Annotated in this window: 13 protein-coding genes and 2 pseudogenes; 4 read left to right on the top strand and 11 right to left on the bottom strand. The window is 74.6% G+C overall.

Annotated features, from left to right (window positions below):
• From ABWI04_RS37190 to selD, 3 genes and pseudogenes are all read left to right on the top strand, one after another.
• Nucleotides 1–219: pseudogene (locus ABWI04_RS37190) on the top strand (hypothetical protein); the annotation flags it as partial.
• Entirely contained in the window at nucleotides 216–1,982 is a 1,767-nt protein-coding gene (gene selB / locus ABWI04_RS37185; protein WP_353835315.1) for a selenocysteine-specific translation elongation factor, read from the top strand. The pseudogene ABWI04_RS37190 and the gene selB, both read left to right, overlap by 4 nt.
• The gene (selD, locus tag ABWI04_RS37180) at nucleotides 1,979–2,980 is read left to right on the top strand and encodes a selenide, water dikinase SelD (protein WP_353835314.1); all 1,002 of its coding nucleotides are present in this window, start codon (nucleotides 1,979–1,981) and stop codon (nucleotides 2,978–2,980) included. Before selB ends, selD begins: the two co-directional genes overlap by 4 nt.
• A gap of 179 nt (nucleotides 2,981–3,159) precedes the next feature.
• On the opposite strand, the gene fdh is transcribed toward selD, so the two are convergent.
• The 4 genes from fdh to ABWI04_RS37160 all read right to left on the bottom strand — a co-directional run bounded on the left by fdh (nucleotide 3,160) and on the right by ABWI04_RS37160 (nucleotide 9,555).
• Complete coding sequence (fdh, locus tag ABWI04_RS37175) at nucleotides 3,160–6,411, bottom strand: formate dehydrogenase (RefSeq protein WP_353835313.1); 3,252 nt, start codon at nucleotides 6,409–6,411, stop codon at nucleotides 3,160–3,162.
• 131 nt (nucleotides 6,412–6,542) lie between these two features.
• Entirely contained in the window at nucleotides 6,543–7,280 is a 738-nt protein-coding gene (locus ABWI04_RS37170; protein WP_345175668.1) for an SCO6745 family protein, read from the bottom strand.
• A gap of 78 nt (nucleotides 7,281–7,358) precedes the next feature.
• Nucleotides 7,359–8,765, bottom strand: a complete 1,407-nt coding sequence (locus tag ABWI04_RS37165) for a PP2C family protein-serine/threonine phosphatase (RefSeq protein ID WP_353835312.1) — start codon at nucleotides 8,763–8,765, stop codon at nucleotides 7,359–7,361.
• Between the two features lie 265 nt (nucleotides 8,766–9,030).
• Nucleotides 9,031–9,555 carry a MarR family winged helix-turn-helix transcriptional regulator gene (locus ABWI04_RS37160; protein WP_345175664.1) on the bottom strand — a complete coding sequence of 175 codons (525 nt, stop codon included), beginning with the start codon at nucleotides 9,553–9,555 and terminating at the stop codon, nucleotides 9,031–9,033.
• A 429-nt stretch (nucleotides 9,556–9,984) separates the two neighbouring features.
• Here ABWI04_RS37160 and ABWI04_RS37155 point away from each other — a divergent pair, with 429 nt between their 5' ends.
• A complete protein-coding gene (locus ABWI04_RS37155) occupies nucleotides 9,985–10,386 on the top strand; it encodes a hypothetical protein (protein ID WP_345175661.1) in 402 nt (133 codons plus the stop codon).
• On the opposite strand, the gene ABWI04_RS37150 is transcribed toward ABWI04_RS37155, so the two are convergent.
• The 7 genes and pseudogenes from ABWI04_RS37150 to ABWI04_RS37120 all read right to left on the bottom strand — a co-directional run.
• Nucleotides 10,383–10,928 carry a TetR/AcrR family transcriptional regulator gene (locus ABWI04_RS37150; RefSeq protein ID WP_345175660.1) on the bottom strand — a complete coding sequence of 182 codons (546 nt, stop codon included), beginning with the start codon at nucleotides 10,926–10,928 and terminating at the stop codon, nucleotides 10,383–10,385. The genes ABWI04_RS37155 and ABWI04_RS37150 overlap by 4 nt on opposite strands.
• Nucleotides 10,929–10,959: 31 nt before the next feature.
• A complete protein-coding gene (locus tag ABWI04_RS37145) occupies nucleotides 10,960–12,123 on the bottom strand; it encodes an acyl-CoA dehydrogenase family protein (RefSeq protein ID WP_353835311.1) in 1,164 nt (387 codons plus the stop codon).
• 92 nt (nucleotides 12,124–12,215) lie between these two features.
• Complete coding sequence (locus ABWI04_RS37140; protein WP_353835310.1) at nucleotides 12,216–13,451, bottom strand: cytochrome P450; 1,236 nt, start codon at nucleotides 13,449–13,451, stop codon at nucleotides 12,216–12,218.
• Nucleotides 13,448–14,095, bottom strand: coding sequence for a GTP-binding protein (locus ABWI04_RS37135; protein ID WP_345175653.1), 648 nt, complete (start codon nucleotides 14,093–14,095; stop codon nucleotides 13,448–13,450). Before ABWI04_RS37135 ends, ABWI04_RS37140 begins: the two co-directional genes overlap by 4 nt.
• Nucleotides 14,076–14,438: a DUF742 domain-containing protein gene (locus ABWI04_RS37130; RefSeq protein WP_345175651.1), complete on the bottom strand. Its 363-nt coding sequence runs from the start codon at nucleotides 14,436–14,438 to the stop codon at nucleotides 14,076–14,078. Before ABWI04_RS37130 ends, ABWI04_RS37135 begins: the two co-directional genes overlap by 20 nt.
• Complete coding sequence (locus tag ABWI04_RS37125) at nucleotides 14,435–14,839, bottom strand: roadblock/LC7 domain-containing protein (RefSeq protein WP_345175650.1); 405 nt, start codon at nucleotides 14,837–14,839, stop codon at nucleotides 14,435–14,437. The genes ABWI04_RS37130 and ABWI04_RS37125 overlap by 4 nt, the downstream gene beginning before the upstream one ends.
• Before the next feature lie 132 nt (nucleotides 14,840–14,971).
• Nucleotides 14,972–15,283, bottom strand: a pseudogene (locus ABWI04_RS37120) (hypothetical protein); the annotation flags it as partial.

The raw sequence follows: 15,283 nt of genomic DNA, 5'->3' as shown, positions 1-15,283 counted from the left end.
GCGGCGGTGGGCGGCGGCGGCGCGCCGGGCGTCGTCCTGCCGAGCGCGGCGGTCTCGGTGCCCGAGCACTACGCGTCCCGGCTGCGGCGGGGGACGCCCGCCGTGATGGGCCGCGTGGAGGACGGCCGGTGCCTGCTCGACCTGCGGTCCGTGCCGCCCGACCAGGACGGCGCCCTCGCCGAGGCCGTCCTGGCCCAGGCCCGCCAGGGGGCCCGATGACGCACGTCGTCGCCACCGCCGGCCACGTCGACCACGGCAAGTCCACGCTCGTCCGCGCCCTCACCGGGATGGAGCCCGACCGGCTGGAGGAGGAGCGGCGGCGCGGCCTCACCATCGAGCTGGGCTTCGCCTGGACGGCCCTGCCGGGCGGCGACCGGATCGCCTTCGTCGACGTCCCCGGGCACGAGCGGCTCGTCACCACGATGCTCGCCGGGGTCGGGCCCGTCCCGGCCGTGGTGTTCGTGGTGGCCGCCGACCAGGGCTGGCAGCGCCAGTCCGAGGAGCACCTGGCGGTCCTCGACGCGCTCGGCGTCCGGCACGGCCTCCTCGTCGTGACGCGCCGCGACCTCGCCGACGCCGCGGCGGCGGACCGGGTGCGGGAGGAGTCCCTCGCCCACCTCGCGGCCACCTCCCTCGGCCGGGTCGAAGCGGTCGCGGTCAGCGGCGCCACGGGCGACGGCCTCGACGAGCTGCGGGCGGCCCTGGAACGGCTCACCCGCTCCCTCCCGGAACCCGAGCGGGACGCCGACGTCCGCCTCTGGATCGACCGGGTCTTCACCGTCCGCGGCAGGGGCACGGTCGTGACCGGCACGCTCGGCGCGGGAACGATCAGCGTCGGCGACCGCCTCGCCGCCGGCGACGCCCTCCTGCGCGTGCGGGGGCTCCAGAGCCTCAAGGAGGACCGCGAAGAGGTCGGCGCCGTCGCCCGCGTCGCCGTCAACCTGCACGGCGACGCGGGAGACCTCGGCCGGGGCGGCGCCCTGCTCACCCCCGGGCGCTGGCTCGCCGCCGACGTCGTCGACGTCCGGCTGCGCGGCGACGCCGCGTCCGACCTGCCGCGCGAGCTGACGCTGCACGCGGGGACGGCGGCGGTCCCGGTCCACGTCCGCCCGCTGGGGGACGACACGGCGCGGCTGTCGCTGCGCCGCCCGCTGCCGCTGCGCGTCGGGGACGTCGCCCTGCTGCGCGACCCCGGGCGGCACCGCGTCCCGGCGGGCGTGACGGTCCTGGACGTCCGCCCCGAGCCGTTCGCGCGGCGCGGCGCGGCGGCCGCGCGGGCCCGGGTGCTCGCCGCCATGACCGGGCGCCCGGACGGCGCCGAGGAGGTCCGCCGCCGGGGCCTGATCAGGCGGTCGGACCTGGTCGCGATGGGAGTGCCCGTCCCCTTCGAGCCGGTGGCGGGGGAGTGGCTCGCCGACCCCGCGCTCTGGACGGACCTGCGCGGGCGCCTCGCGTCGGCCGTCGAGGAGCACGCCGCGGCGAACCCCACCGACCCCGGCCTCCCGGCCGACGCCGCGCGCCGCGCTCTCGGCCTCCCCGACCGCGTCCTCGTCGACGCGCTCGCCGGGGGCCTCCTGCGGCGCGACGGCAGGATCTACGGCCGGACGACCGCGCCCGAGCTGCCGCCGCCCGTGCGCGAGGCCGTCGACGCCGTCCGCCGCGACCTGGCCGCGGCCCCGTTCCAGGCGCCGGACGCGAACCGGCTCGCCGAACTCGGCCTCACGCCGAAGCTGCTCGCCGTCGCCGCCGCGACCGGCGCGCTGCTCAAGGTGGCCGACGGCGTCGTCCTGCTGCCCGGCGACGACGCCCGCGCCGCCGGACTGCTCGCCGGGCTCGGCGGCCCGTTCACGCTGAGCGAGGCGCGCCGCGCGCTCGGCACCACCCGCCGCGTCGCCGTCCCGCTCCTGGAGTACCTGGACGACCGCGGCTACACGGTCCGGGTCGACGACCTCCGCCGCCGCTGCACCGGAAGGCAGTCATGACCGACGCCACCCAGAAACGGCTCACGCAGTACGCGCACGGCGGCGGCTGCGCCTGCAAGATCCCGCCCGGCGAGCTCGAAGAGGTCGTCGCCGGCCTCGGCGCCGCGCCCGCCTCGCCCAACGCCGACCTGCTCGTCGGCCTGGACACCGGCGACGACGCGGCCGTGGTCCGGCTCCGCGACGGCCTCGCCGCCGTCGCCACCGCCGACTTCTTCACGCCCGTCGTCGACGATCCCTACGACTGGGGGCGCATCGCCGCCGCCAACGCCCTGTCCGACGTCTACGCGATCGGCGGCAGTCCCGTCGTGGCGGTGAACCTGCTCGCCTGGCCCCGCGACGTCCTGCCGTTCGACCTGGCGCGCGAGGTCCTGCGCGGCGGCCTCGACGTCGCCGCCGAGGCGGGCTGCCACGTCGGCGGCGGCCACAGCGTCGACGACCCCGAGCCCAAGTACGGCATGGCCGTCACCGGGGTCGCCGACCCCGCCCGCCTCCTGCGCAACGACACCGGCAAGCCGGGCACGCCGCTCAGCCTCACCAAGCCCCTCGGCCTCGGCGTCCTGAACAACCGCCACAAGGCGACGGGCGAGGTCTTCCCGCACGCCGTCGCGACCATGGCCGCGCTGAACCGCGACGCGTCCGCCGCCGCGCTGGACGCCGGGATCGCCTGCGCCACCGACGTGACCGGCTTCGGGCTGCTCGGCCACCTCTACAAGATGGCCCGCGCGTCCGGCGTGACCGCCGTGGTCGACGCCGCCGCCGTCCCCTACCTCGACGGCGCCCGCGCGTCCCTGCGCGACGGGTACGTCAGCGGCGGCACCCGCCGCAACTTCGAATGGGTGGCCCCGCACACCGACTTCGGCGCCGTTGGCGAGGACGACCGCCTGCTGCTCGCCGACGCCCAGACCTCCGGCGGCCTCCTGCTCGCAGGCGAGATCCCCGGCGCCCCCGTCATAGGCGAACTCATCCCCGCAGCCGACCACCCCCTGATCGTCCGCTGAAGCCCGGGTTCCGAGACCCCGCGACGACCGGGATGGTCGCGATCGCGTCCGAAGGCAGGTTCGAGCTCGCGAGAACCTGATCGCGCAGCGAGCCTCTGGGCGAGTCGGAGCGATGCCGGCGATCGCCCGCGTTTCTCGACGATGGAGGGCCGCCAGGCCCGAAGGAGGAGAGAAAGGCCCTACAACTCGGTTCCGGTTTGGTCGGTGATGCCGGCTCGTCGCTGGTACTCGCGGACCAGGGCGGGGGCGGCGGGGCCGCGCGGGCGGCGGCCCGGGCGGATGTCGACCGACAGCGCCTTCGCCTCCTGGATGTGGGTGTTCGGGTCCAGGGACAGGTGCAGCAGCTCGTTGGCCGCGTCGCCGCGGCTGTAGCCGTTCGGGCCCCAGTGGTAGGGCAGTCCGACCTGGTGGAGCTTGCGGCCGTCCACGGTCAGCGGCGACATGCGCTCGGTCACCAGGACCCGCGCCTCCACGACGGCGCGCGGGCTGACGATCGTCGCCCACCCGCCGTGCTCCAGGCGCCGCTCGGCCGCCAGTTCCGGCGAGACCTCGCAGAAGAACTCCGGTTGCAGCTCCGCCAGGTACGGCTGCCAGCGCGACATGCCGCCCGCCGTGTGGTGCTCGGTGAGCCGGTACGTCGTCGCCACGTACGGGTAGACCTCGGCCCCCGGCTCCGTGCCGCTCGGCGCGTACCGGTTGTCGGGATGCGGCGGCGACAAATGCCGGACGGGGTTGCGCTGCTGCTTGTACAGCGCGTTCTGGAACGGCGAGTCCTGCGGCTCGTAGTGCGTCGGAAGCGGGCCGTCGGTCAGGCCGGCGGGCGCGTACAGCCACGCCTTGCCGTCGGCCTGCATGATGAACGGGTCGTTGCCGGCGAGCGCGTCCGGACCCGTCGCGTCGCGCGGGGGCTTGTAGTCGGGCGGGCGGTCGGCGATGAAGTCGGGTACGTCGTGGCCCGTCCACTTGCCCTCCTCGGCGTCCCACCAGATGAGCGCCTTGCGGTCGCTCCACGGCTTGCCGTCCGGGTCGGCGGACGCCCGGTTGTAGAGGATGCGGCGGTTCATCGGCCACGCCCAGCCCCACTCGGGGGCCACCCAGTTCTGGTCCTTGCCGGGCTTGCGGCGCGCCGTCTGGTTGACGCCGTCGGCGAAGCAGCCGCAGTAGATCCAGCAGCCGCACGAGGTGGACCCGTCGTCCTTCAGCTGCGTGTAGGACGACAGCGGGTTCCCGTCCGCGTCCCGGCCGTTGATCTCGGCGAGCACGGCCTCGGCGTCCGGCTCCGCGAGATCGCCCCTGGTCGGGTAGTCCCACGTGAGGTCGAGGACCGGCCGGTCCATGTCGTCGGCGGACCCGGCGAGCTTCTCCCGGATGATCCGGCCGAGGTGGTAGGTGAACCACAGGTCGCTGCGCGTGTCCCCGGCGGGCTCCACGGCCTTGTGGTGCCACTGGAGCATCCGCTGCGTGTTGGTGAAGCTGCCGTCCTTCTCGGTGTGCGCGGCGGCGGGCAGGAAGAACACCTCGGTGCCGATGTCCTCGGTGCGCGTCTCGCCCGACTCGATCTCCGGGCCGTCCTTCCACCACGTCGCCGACTCGATCAGCGAGAAGTCGCGGACGACGAGCCAGTCGAGGTTGGCCATCCCGAGCCGCTGGATCTTGGCGTTGGCCGACCCGACGGCCGGGTTCTCGCCCATCAGGAAGTAGCCCTTGCACACCCCGTCGATCTGCGCCATGGAGGTCTCATAGGTGCTGTGGGATCCGGTCAGCCGCGGCAGGTAGTCGAAGCGGTAGTCGTTGTCGGCCGTCGCCGCGTCGCCCCAGTACGCCTTCAGCAGGCTGACCATGTAGGAGCGCATGTCGCCCCAGAAGCCCTTGCGCGCCGCCTCCGCTTCGATGAACGTGTCCAGGTCCTCGTTGCCGTGGGCGTGCGGCATCGGGATGTAGCCGGGCAGCAGGTTGAACAGCGTCGGGATGTCCGTCGAACCCTGGATGGACGCGTGGCCGCGCAGCGCCAGGATGCCGCCGCCGGGGCGGCCGATGTTGCCGAGCAGCCCCTGCAGCACCGACGCCGCGCGGATGTACTGGACCCCGACCGTGTGCTGCGTCCAGCCCACCGCGTACGCGAACGCGGTCGTCCGGTCGCGGCCGGAGTTCTCGGTGACCATCTCGCAGACCTTGAGGAGCTGGTCGCGGGGGACGCCGCAGATCCGCTCGACCATCTCCGGCGTGTACCGCGCGTAGTGCCGCTTCAGCACCTGGAACACGCACCGCGGATGCTCCAGCGTCGGGTCCCGCTCCGGGTCGCCCACGCCGATCGCCGCGCCGCCCGAACCGTGCGCCTCGCCGCGCGCCGCCTCCTCGACAGGCCCGACGCGGTCCTCGTACTCCATGTCGCGCTCGCCGGAGGCGGCCTGGACCTCCATGCCCTCGTACTGCCACGTCCGGTGGTCGTAGCCGCGCTTCTCCGGGTCCAGGCCGGAGAACACGCCGTCCAGGTCCTCGGTGTCGCGGAACTCCTCGGTGAGGATCACCGACGCGTTGGTGTAGGGGACGACGTAGTCGCGGAAGTACTTCTCGTTCCGCAGGACGTAGTTGATGATCCCGCCGAGGAACGCGATGTCACTTCCCGCGCGCAGCGGGACGTGCGCGTCGGTGAGTGCGCTCGTCCGCGTGAACCGCGGGTCCACGTGGATCAGCTTCGCCCCGCGCGCCTTCGCCTCCATCACCCACTGGAACCCGACCGGATGGCACTCGGCCATGTTCGAGCCCTGGATGACGATGCAGTCCGCGTGCTGCAGGTCCTGCTGGAAGGTGGTCGCGCCGCCGCGTCCGAACGAGGTCCCCAGACCGGGGACGGTGGAGGAGTGTCAAATGCGGGCCTGATTCTCGATCTGCACCGCGCCGAGCGCGGTGAACAGCTTCTTGATCAGGTAGTTCTCCTCGTTGTCGAGCGTGGCGCCGCCGAGGCTCGCGAAGCCCAGCGTCCGCCGCACCCGCACGTCGTCCTGCTCCCACTGCCAGCCGTGCCGGCGGGCCTCGATCACCCGGTCGGCGATCATGTCCATGGCCGTGTCGAGGTCGAGCGGCTCCCACCCGGTGCCGTGCGGGCGTCGGTACAGCACCCGGTGCTCGCGGGCCGGCCCGGTCGTCAGCTGGAGGCTCGCCGACCCCTTCGGGCACAGCCGCCCGCGGCTGACCGGTGAGTCGGGGTCGCCCTCGATCTGGGTGACCTTGCCGTCCTTGACGTACACGTCCTGCCCGCAGCCGACCGCGCAGTAGGGGCAGACGGACTTCACGACCTCGTCGGCGGTGCTCACCCGCGGCCTGATCCGCTCGGTGCGGGCGCTCTTGGACGCCGCTCCCCGCCCGAGGGGGTCGTCGCCGGTGAACTGGCGGTAGACGGGCCACGACTCGATCCATGTGCGAACGCCCACGTCCCACCGCCCTTCTTGGCTCGGCCCGCCGCCGACCTACCCGCCGCCCGTCCCGCGAAACACGGGGGGTGCGCGGAGCGTGAACGGGGCGCCGTCCTTCGACCGGTGCACCGGGTGTTCCGCGGAACCGCTCAGCGCAGGACGGCCGCGCCGACCGCGCCCATCCGCTCCGCGAACTCGGCGCGCTCGGACGGGGACAGAGCCCGCTCGTAGACGGCGGCGGACAGCCGGTCGGTGATCTCCTCGGCCTCCGCCCGGCGCGGCCTGAGCGCCGCGCAGTCGGGGAGGTCGCCCTGCCAGCCGAAGAAGCGCGCGGTGTCGGGCCCGTCCTGGGTCAGGATCGCCTCCAGCGGGGAGAGCCCGACGGAGGTCGTCGCGACGAGATGCAGCCCGCCGCGCAGCTCCCGCAGCACCTGCACCAGCTGCATGAGCCGGGCCCGGGAGCCGTCCGGCAGCGGTTCGGCGCGCCAGCCGCAGAATAGCGGCAGCCCCGACCCCTCGGCGGCGCGCGCCACCCGCTCGGCCAGCTCGCACAGGCGCGGGTCGTCCGGCAGGTGCGACTCGCCCCAGGCCGCGCATCCGAGGGCGTACCGCCGCGTCGCCTCGCGCGCCCCGGCGACCGCGACGCCCTCCTCCCACTGGGGGCGGACGAACCCCGGCTCGAACCAGCCGAGCGCCGCCGCGACGACGTCGGCGTCGACGTCGCCGAGCACCCCGCCGCGCCCGGCGAAGTAGTACGCGAACGGATTGCCGTACCCCTGCTCCTTGCCGTGCTCCGCCGTCCTGCGCGACAGCATCCACCGCGACCCGACACCGTGAATGATCCTGTCGGCGGCGCGGACGGTCTCCGCGGCGGTCAGTTCGCCCATCGGCGCTCTCCCGGTTCCTCGCTGTCAAGTAACCGGAAGGTTACTGCCCCCGGGCCGCCGCTCCGCGAGCGGTCCCGGTCAGATCGCGGACCCGCCGCGCACGGCCTCGCCGCGCGGGTCCGGCGAGGAGCCGCCGGACGGCCGGTGCCAGTCGAAGCACACCACGACGGCGTCGTCGGCCAGGTCGGCGCCCTCGTGGAACTCGATGAGCTCGTCGATCACGGTCAGCGGGACCTCCGCCGCGGGCTGCAGCCGGCTCCGCCGGGTGGCCTGCTCCAGCGCGTGCGTTCCGTACTCGCCGGACGGGGCCCGCGCCGCGAAGACGCCGTCGCTGACGATGACGAGCCGGTCGCCGGGTTCGAGGGGGAAGCGCTGGGGCCGGTACTCGGTGTCGGGGAACATGCCGAGCGGCATCTGCTGCTCCAGCGGCACCGCCGTCACCTCGGTGCCGCGCAGCAGCAGGATCCTCGGGGACCCCGCGTCGATGACGTGCACGGTCCCGTCGGCGAGGTCGATCCGCATGACGAGGGTCTCGGTGAACTCCCGGCCGCCGTGCCGCACGTGCACCATGTCGTTGGCCAGGCTCGCCTGCTCGCCGAGGTCGGCGCCGGACCGGCGGGCGTTGCGCAGCGCGCCGACGGTCAGGGACGTCAGCAGGGCCGCGTTGATGCCCGTGCCCGAGCCGTTGGTCACGGTCAGCGCCAGATGGTCGTGCTCGACGGACCAGTCGAAGTTGTCGCCGCCGATCGAGTAGGCCGGCTCCAGATGGCCCGCCAGGCTGAACGAGTCGTCCGCGTGGGCGTGGCCGGGCAGGAGCTGCCACTGCAGTTCCGCGGCGAGGGTGAGGCGGTGCCGCCTCCTGGCCCGCTCGTACCGGTCGGTCCGGTTCCACGCGACCTTCAGCGCGCTGCCGACCAGCTCGCCGATCTCGGCCAGCTCGCCGACATCGTCCGCGCTCCAGGGGCCGGACGAAGTGAGCTCCAGGACGCCGATCCGCTCGCCGCGCGCGCGGACCGGTAGATAGGTCACGGTCTCGGCGGCCTCGTCACCGTCCCCCTCGGGGGACGCGAGGACGCGGCCGGTGATGAACGACCGCCCGGCAGGGCTCTGCCGGATCCCGATCGCCTCGACGCCCTCCTCGGCCGCCTCCTCGGCGGCCGCCACCTCGGCGTCCGGAACGGTCAGGGCCAAGCTGTCCGGGTGGGGCGTGGCCAGAAGCGGCGCGACCGGCATGAGGGCGCGCGAGTGGTAGTCGCAGACCAGGAGCCGGGCGGTGGAGACGGCGGGGTACTCCCGCGAGAGCGTCGCGGCCAGCACCTCGGGCAGTGCGTACGCCGGGGCGGCGCGCAGCGCCCGCTCGACCCTGGCCGTGCGCCTTCCCCCGCCTCCGCCGGGGCGTCCCTGCCCGACCCCGGCCTGGCGGCCGTGCTCATCCCTGGCCGGGCGGCCGTGCTCATCCCTGGCCGGGCGGCCGTGCGTACTCATTGCGACCCCATCTCATCACTGCCTGCCGACGCGCCGGACGCGGCCGCGTCCCCCGCGCGGTCCGGTTCTGGGACGCCGGACCGCGGGAACGGCCGTGCCCCCCCTCGACCGGCCGTCCAACCGCGGGAATGCGGCTCTGCCATCGGGTCCGCCGCGTCTCGGACGCAGGACCGCAGGGGAAGACTGCCAAAGAGTTTGCCGTATGGCAAATACTTGATATCGAGCCGCGGGAGAAGGGGTTCGCGCCGGGTCGGGCGGAGGGCGGTCAAGCCGTCCGGGACCCGGGCATCCCCCTCCCGCCGCGCTCGCCCCGCTCGCTCGCCTGGCCGAACTCGGTGAGCGCGTCGAGCAGCCGCCCGCGGGAGGCGGGCGACATCTGCGCCAGGACGTCCCGCACGGCCGCGCGGCGCCGCCGGACCAGCTCGGCGTGCAGGCGTTCGCCCTGGTCGGTCAGCCGCAGCACGATCTCGCGGCGGTCGACGCGGGCGGTCTCCCGCGCGATCAGCCCGGCCGCCTCCAGCCGGTCGCAGAGCCGGCTCGTGGACGAGGGGATCGCGCCGAGCTCCTCGGCGAGCCCGCCGAGGTTCGGCCGGCCGAACCGCGCGATCACCTCGACGGCGCGCAGCTGGATCGGCGAGATGGCGGGTTCGAGGCCCTGGTCGGCGCGGTTCCAGAGCAGCGCCGTCGAGCTCAGCACGCGTTCCACGGCGACGGCGACGTCGTCCGGGACGGCGCCGTGTCCTGCTCCCGCCTGCTCTTCGCCTGACGGCCGCGGTCGTCGCTGACTCACACCCCAGCCTTTCGCACGGAGTCCCCGCCGGCGGCATCTCACTCGCCCCCGGTGGCCCCGCCGCGCCGCCCCCGGTCTGGGCCGGGCGGTACGGTCGCGGGCGGTACCACGATAGAGGCTCGGACCGGCGCGATGCACGGCCGCGTCCGGTGCGGCCTGCGGCGGCGGGCGGAAACGCCCGGCGGCGCGAGGGTGCCGGCCGATGGCGACGGGGCGGTCCGCGACGGGCCCGACGGCCGCGCGACCCGCCCCGGCGAACCGGTGGACGGTGTCCGGTTCCGGACATCGAGGCGCCCGACGCGCCGCGACGACCGGCGCGGATCCGAACCCCGCGGCGCCGGGGCGCGTACGAGAGGGTGGGCCCGGCGGGGCCCGGCCGACGCGACCGTGAACGGACAGGGATTCGTGAAGCCAGCGCGAGGTGACCGGATGGGTGACCGGGCGGCGAGCGCCGGGCTCCTGTCGCGGCTGCTGGAGGCGCTGGAGGACGACTGCGCGGTGTGCGGGGGGACGGGCAGCACCCCGAACGAGCAGTGGCTCGCCTGGCACCGCCGGGCCGGCGAGCTGATCGCGGTCGCCCAGGCCGCCCGCCGCGCCCACGAGTGGCGTCCCGTCCCGGGCGTCCCGCCCGAGCGCGTCGCGGCCGCCGAGCCCGCCATCGTGACCGCCGTGGAACGCGCCATCGACGATCACATGAGGGCCCGCCCGGACGAGCCGGAAGAGGAGCGCTGCACCGCGTGCCGGGGCCTCGGCAAGGAGCTCACCCCGGCCGGGCGGGAGTTCGCCGAGGTGCTGGCGCGGCACGGCTTCGTCCGCCGGGAGCGGGACTAGGGAGCGAGGAGGATTTCCAGCATGCGTTCCCGGGGGTCGGGGCCGGTCCCCGGCACGAGGTAGCCGCCGGCCCAGACCCGCAGCATCAGCTGCGCCCGCAGGAACGCCTCCTCCTCGTCGAACCCCAGGTCCTCCAGGCATGCGGCGATGTGCCCGAGCAGCGCCCGGTCGGCGTGCCGCACCGCCTCCTCCGCCGCGGGCTCGTCCTGGGCCCACAGCCGCATCGCCCGGTCGACCGGGGCGACCTCGCGGCCGAGCGCCTGGATGCGGCGCAGCCGCTCGCGCGGATCGGCGGTGCTGCCGAGCGCCAGCCCCAGGACCTCGTCGGTCCGCTCGTGCGCCCACCGGTCCAGCAGCGCCCGCATCAGCTCCGGGCGGTCGCGGAAGTGCCAGTAGAAGCTGCCCTTGGTGACGCCGAGCCGGGCCGCCAGCGTGGTGATCGCCACGCCGCGCTCGCCGGCGCGGGCCAGCTCCCCGTAGGCGGCCTCGATCCAGTCGCGCCGCGCCACCCTGGGCCGCGCCGCCCTCGTGCGGGCCGTCATCACACCTCCCGTCTCCGCCGCGCGGACGCCGTCACACCAGGGTCACCGGGCCGGGGTCCAGGCCCAGTTCGATCCTGCCGTAGAGGGCGTACGCCGCGTCCGGTTCGAACACCACGTGCCCGGAGATCGTATTCACGTCCCGCTGCGCCCGCTGGAAGGGCGAGCCGGTGAACTGCGCGCTCGCCCCGGCCGCCGAGCACAGGTCGTTGACGACCCGCCGCGCGGTCCCGGCGACATGCGCGGCCGCCAGCCGGGCCCCGGCGCGACACCGCAGGTCGCAGTTCCCCTCCGCCACGGTGCGGACGACGCCGCGCAGCGCGTCCTCCAGCAGCAGCCGGGCGGCGGCCAGGTCCGCGGTCGCCGACGCGAGCCGGATCTGCGCGCCGGTGGTCTCGCGCTGCCGCTCGCCGGAGTAGGCCGTCACCCGGCTCCGGGTCCTCTCGGCGAACCGGGCCAGCACGCCCTCGGCCACGCCGAGCACGGGCGCGGCGCCGGTCAGCGCGAACACGGGGACGAGCGGCGTCCGGTAGAGCGCCCCGGAGTGGACGAGGGACCCGGGCGAGCGCCCCTCCGCCAGGGCGGCGAGCGGCGCCGACCGGTGCTCCGGGACGAACACGTCCGCCACCTCGATGTCGTTGCTGCCGGTGCCCCGCATCCCGCTGGTGTGCCAGACGTCGTGGACGGCCACCTCCTCGCGCGGCAGCAGGAACAGCCGCGGCTCGATCGCGTCGCCCGCGGTGACCAGCGCCATGACCATGACGTGCCCGGCGTGCATCACCCCGCTGCCCCACGACCAGCGCCCGGTGACCCGGTGCCCGCCGTCCGCGGGGGCCGCCGTCCCGGTCGGCGCGAGGACGCACGGGATCAGCGCGTATGGCCGGTCCGCCCAGACCTCGGCCTGCGCCCGCTCCGGGAAGAGCCCGACCATCCAGTTGTGCAGCGTGTAGATGACCGACAGCCACCCGGTCGAGGCGCATCCGGCGCCCGCCTCCCGGCACGCCGCCGCCATCTCCTCGAACCCGCGCTCGGCCCCGCCGAACCGCTTCGGCACCAGCATCTCGAAGAGCCCGGTCGCGGCCAGGTCGGCGATGGTCTCGTCGGGCAGCCGCCGCGCCCGCTCGGCGGCCGGCGCGCGTTCGGCGAACGTCGGCGCGAGGTCCCGCACGCGGCGCACGATCCCGTCTCCATACTCCATGGTACGGAACCATACCCATAGGTATGTTCCCGGGCGAGGCCCCTCCTGTGTTCAGGCCGGGACGCTCACCCCGGCGGACGGCGACCGTGGGGTCAGTGGGGGGACAGGGTGGGGGTGAATTTGACGGGGAGGGCGGCGAGGCGGCGGACCCAGAAGGACGGGAGCCACAGGAGTTCGTCCGGTTTGACGGCGAGTTCGATGTCGGGCAGGCGGTCGAGCAGGACCTCGACCGCGGTCCTGGCGACGACCTCGGCCAGTTCAGGAGCGGGGTAGGGGCATCCGTGGTCGCCGTGGCCGAACGACAGGTGGGCGCGGTTGCCCGCGCCGGCGCCCTGCGCGGGCGGCTGGACCTGGGGGTCGGCGTTCGCCGCGGCCCAGCCGAGGATCAGCATGTCGCCCGGACGGATCTTGCGGCCGGCCAGCTCGCAGGAGCGCACGGCGAAGCGGCCGATGTTGTTCTGGGACGGCGTGTCCTCCCACAGCACCTGGTTGAGGGCCTGCGTGACGCTGCCGCGGCCGCCCTGGAGGGTCACGGCGAACTGGTCGTCCACCAGCATCAGCCGCAGCGTGTTGCCGATCCAGTGGCCGGTGGGCAGCGTCCCGGCGCTGAGCATGGGGATCAGGTCGCTGATCAGCTCGTCGACGGTGTAGCCGGCGGGGTGCTGGAGGAGGCGGGAGGTGACGTCCGGGCCGGGGTGCGCCCTGCGGGTCTCGGCCAGCCGGCGCATGGTCTCCTGGAGCCGCTGGTAGGCCGCGACGGCGGTCTCGTCGGAGCCCGCCACGGCCTGGATGTCGCGGATCATGTCCGGCACCTCGGCGTCGGGGACGCCGAAGATCCCGACCATCACCATCGGGGGGAGCCGGTCGGCGAACTGGGTGCCGAGGTCGGCCTCGCCGTCCCCGGCGAACTCGTCGATCAGGTGGTCGGCGACGCGCTCGCTGATGCCCGCCAGCTCGGTGCGGTCGACGGCGTCCAGCGCGTCGCTGATCGCCGCGCTGCGCCGGTGGTGCTCCTCGCCCTCGGCGAGCATCACCGAGGGGTTCCAGCCGACGAACGGCAGCAGCGACCAGTTCTCGGGGACCATGTCCCAGGCGTTCCACCGGCGGGTGTCGCGGGCGAACAGCCCGGGGTTGCCGGTGACGTGGTTGACCTCCCGGTACCCGATCACGTACCAGGCGGGGACGTCGCCTTCGAGCAGGACGGGCACCACGGGGCCGTGCTCGCGCCGCATCCGCTCGAAGAAGTCCTTCGGCCGCTGGTCGAACTCCTCCCCGTACAGGCGGACGGCGTTCTCGTCGGCGGGCGGCCGGACGGTCTCGTCGGTCACTGCGCGGCCTCCTGGAGCGTGGCGGGATCGTGGAGGGTGGTGAGGTGCCGGACGAGTGTGATCAGCACGCTCTTGGAGGATTCGCGCTGCCGGGCGTCGCAGTCGACCAGGGGGACGTCCGCGGGGAGCGACAGCGCGTCGCGGACCAGGTCCAGCGAGGGCCGCGGCTCGGGGCCCTCGAACCGGTTGACCGCCACCACGAACGGCATCTTGTGGTGCTCCAGCCGGTCGAGCGGGTAGAAGGACTCCTCCAGGCGGCGCGTGTCCACCAGCACCACCGCGCCGAGGCTGCCCGAGAACAGCTGGTCCCAGATGAACCAGAACCGCTGCTGGCCGGGGGCGCCGAACAGGTAGAGCACGCGGTGGGCGTCCAGGGAGATCCGGCCGAAGTCGAAGGCGACCGTGGTGGTCCGTTTGTCGGCGACGGCGCTCGGGTCGTCGATGCCGACGCCGGCCTTCGTCATGACCTCCTCGGTGCTCAGCGGGCGGATCTCGGAGATCGAGCCGACCATGGTGGTCTTCCCTACGCCGAACCCGCCCACGATCACGATCTTCAGCGCGTCCCGGACGCTGCTGCGCAGCGGGACGCCGCCCGCGGGCGCGGTCGCGGGCTCCGGTGCGCGGTCAGAGGGCTTTGAGTCCATCGAGCACCTCCTTCAGGGTGTCCAGGTCGGCCAGGTGGGTGGTCGCGGTGGCCGAGGTCGGATGGCGGACGGTGATGTGGCCGGTGTCGCGCAGGTCGAGCAGAAGGATCTTCACGACGCTCACCGGCAGCCGCAGATGGGAGGACAGCTCGACCACGGCCACCGGCTCGTTCCGGCACAGCCGCAGGATCGCGACGTGCTCGGACTGCATGCCCGGCGCCGGGTCGTTCTCCGCGACGACCAGCGTGACGAGATCGAGGTCCGCGTCCCCGGCCCGGCTGCGGCCACCGGTCACGGTGTAGAGCCGGTCCGGATCGTCGAGGTCCAGGGGGCGCGGTTTCATCTCGAAACGGAGGTGCGCGGAGCCGCGGTCAGGTAGCCGCCGATCTGCTCCACCAGTTCGTTCATGTTGTGCCCGACCAGGCCGACGTCGGCGTCGTCGCGGGCCACGACGGCCAGGTGCGCCCCCTCGCCCGCCGGGATGATCAGCAGCAGCCCGCCCGCGAACTCCACCATCGACTGGCCGGCGCCGACGCCCCGGCCGAACTCGTGGGAGGCGGTCATGGACAGGCTCTGGATGCCCGAGGCGATGGCCGCGAGCTGGTCGGCCCGGTCGTCGTCGAGGCCGGGCGTGTGGCAGATCTTCAGACCGTCCCTGGACAGCACCAGGACGTGCTGGACGCCGGGCGTCCGTTCCGCGAGGGACGTCAGAAGCCAGTCGAGTCGGCGCTCATCGGTGCTCATCGAGATCACGGGGCTGCGTCCGCCGCAGACGCGGGCCCCTGCCTCCTATCTGTCGATCCTGCGGTCCGGACGAGGCCGCCGGGACCGGTCGGCCGGCGGCCGTCCGCGGGACGGCGCGCCGGGCCATGCGCCCTACTGATCGGGGACTCCGGTTACCGGGTCCTCCTGGTCGGCGCCGGTCTCGGCGCCGCCGGTCGTTCGGTGGCTCCCCGAGGTGGACGCGCGGAACGCGGCGAACCGCGCCCCGGGGTCGCGGGGGAGGGGAGGCGGGGCCGCCTGCGGCTCCACCATGTCGGTGAGGGTGGCGCCGCGGCGGCGCTTGGGCAGGTACGCCGCCGGGTCCGAGCCGTCCGCCGCGGGCGGCGCGGGGGGGGGCCCGGCGGGGGGGGGGGGGGCGCCGCGGCCCCAACCCGCGCCGGAGGGGTGAACGAGGGCCCAGTGGTA

The sequence above is a fragment of the Actinomadura sp. NPDC000929 genome, from assembly GCF_040492065.1.
In the GTDB taxonomy this organism is placed as follows: Bacteria; Actinomycetota; Actinomycetes; order Streptosporangiales; family Streptosporangiaceae; genus Spirillospora; species Spirillospora verrucosospora.
The sequence above is the reverse complement of the archived record's forward strand: the minus strand, read 5'-3'. Positions and strand labels throughout refer to the sequence as shown.

Excerpts from the sequence above, each read along its gene's own strand:
- selB (WP_353835315.1), top strand. The coding sequence starts at position 216 with ATGACGCACGTCGTCGCCACCGCCGGCCACGTCGACCACGGCAAGTCC.
- selD (WP_353835314.1), top strand. The coding sequence starts at position 1,979 with ATGACCGACGCCACCCAGAAACGGCTCACGCAGTACGCGCACGGCGGC.
- ABWI04_RS37170 (WP_345175668.1), bottom strand. The coding sequence starts at position 7,280 with ATGGGCGAACTGACCGCCGCGGAGACCGTCCGCGCCGCCGACAGGATC.
- ABWI04_RS37165 (WP_353835312.1), bottom strand. The coding sequence starts at position 8,765 with ATGAGTACGCACGGCCGCCCGGCCAGGGATGAGCACGGCCGCCCGGCC.
- ABWI04_RS37155 (WP_345175661.1), top strand. The coding sequence starts at position 9,985 with ATGGGTGACCGGGCGGCGAGCGCCGGGCTCCTGTCGCGGCTGCTGGAG.
- ABWI04_RS37150 (WP_345175660.1), bottom strand. The coding sequence starts at position 10,928 with ATGACGGCCCGCACGAGGGCGGCGCGGCCCAGGGTGGCGCGGCGCGAC.
- ABWI04_RS37145 (WP_353835311.1), bottom strand. The coding sequence starts at position 12,123 with ATGGAGTATGGAGACGGGATCGTGCGCCGCGTGCGGGACCTCGCGCCG.
- ABWI04_RS37135 (WP_345175653.1), bottom strand. The coding sequence starts at position 14,095 with ATGGACTCAAAGCCCTCTGACCGCGCACCGGAGCCCGCGACCGCGCCC.
- ABWI04_RS37130 (WP_345175651.1), bottom strand. The coding sequence starts at position 14,438 with ATGAAACCGCGCCCCCTGGACCTCGACGATCCGGACCGGCTCTACACC.
- ABWI04_RS37125 (WP_345175650.1), bottom strand. The coding sequence starts at position 14,839 with ATGAGCACCGATGAGCGCCGACTCGACTGGCTTCTGACGTCCCTCGCG.